This is a genomic window from Bradyrhizobium sp. PRIMUS42, from assembly GCF_023006515.1.
Classification (GTDB): Bacteria; Pseudomonadota; Alphaproteobacteria; order Rhizobiales; family Xanthobacteraceae; genus Bradyrhizobium.
Window position 1 is genome coordinate 1 of record NZ_JALBGZ010001244.1, and the last position, 1,053, is coordinate 1,053.

1 protein-coding gene and 1 pseudogene are annotated in these 1,053 nt (G+C 66.8%); one reads left to right on the forward strand and one right to left on the reverse strand.

The window, feature by feature from the left end:
- Positions 1-75: 75 nt before the first annotated feature.
- Positions 76-633, forward strand: coding sequence for a 16S rRNA (guanine(966)-N(2))-methyltransferase RsmD (rsmD, locus tag MOV75_RS39400; protein ID WP_246932527.1), 558 nt, complete (start codon positions 76-78; stop codon positions 631-633).
- 213 nt (positions 634-846) lie between these two features.
- Here rsmD and MOV75_RS39405 read toward each other — a convergent pair.
- Positions 847-1,053 (reverse strand): annotated as a pseudogene (locus tag MOV75_RS39405) (DNA mismatch repair protein MutL); the annotation flags it as partial.

Consider the following 1,053-nt stretch of genomic DNA (forward strand, 5'->3'; position numbering starts at 1 on the left):
AGCGGCTATGGCCCGCCGCGCCGTCCCAAGCGCGGCTATCACGGCAAGCGCGACCTGACGCCGAAGGAGGACTAGTTGCGCGTCGTCGGCGGTCGCTTGAAGGGGCGTAATCTCGCCTCACCGTCCTCGCGCGACATCCGCCCCACGGCGGACCGCCTGCGCGAGTCCGTGTTCAACATCCTTGTGCACGCCTATGACGATCCGATTCCGGACGCGCGCGTGCTCGATCTGTTTGCCGGTACCGGCGCGCTCGGCATCGAGGCGTCCTCGCGCGGGGCGAAATTCGTGCTGTTCGTGGACAATGGCGCCGAGGCCCGCGCGCTGCTGCGTAACAATGTGGAATCGCTGGGCCTCGGCGGGGTGACAAAAGTCTATCGCCGCGACGCGACCGATCTTGGGCCCGCGCATCCGGTCGAACCGTTCTCGCTGGTGTTCCTCGATCCGCCCTATGGCAGGGGACTTGCGGAGAAGGCGTTCGTGAGCTTGCGCGATGGCGGCTGGCTTACCCCCGGTGCGCTGCTGGTTGTCGAGGAGGCCAAGGCCGCGCAATTCGTGGTGCCGGAGGGTTTCGAGGAGCTGGAGCGTCGGGCGTACGACGATACGGAGTTCGTGTTTTTGCGTAGGGCGGATTAGCGCAGCGTAATCCGCCATCATCTCGGCAGATGCAGAAGAGGCGGGTTACGCTGCGCTAACCCGCCCTACGAAGCCCATCGCTGCCCGACAGTCTCGCTGCCGTAGGGTGGGCAAAGCGACTTGTCCGCCGTAGCTCGAAGAGCGAAGGCGGGAGATCGTGGGCACGGCGCGTTGCGCCTTTGCCCACCCTACGGCAGCGCGATTACGGCACCGTCACCTCCGTCCGAACAGCTTCTCCACGTCGGTCAGCTTCAGCTCGACATAGGTCGGACGGCCGTGATTGCACTGGCCGGAGTTCGGCGTCTCCTCCATCTCGCGGAGCAGGGCGTTCATCTCCTCGGGCCTGAGCCTGCGGCCGGCGCGCACCGAGCCGTGGCAGGCCATGGTGGCGGCGACGTGCATCAGGCGGCGCTCCAGCGG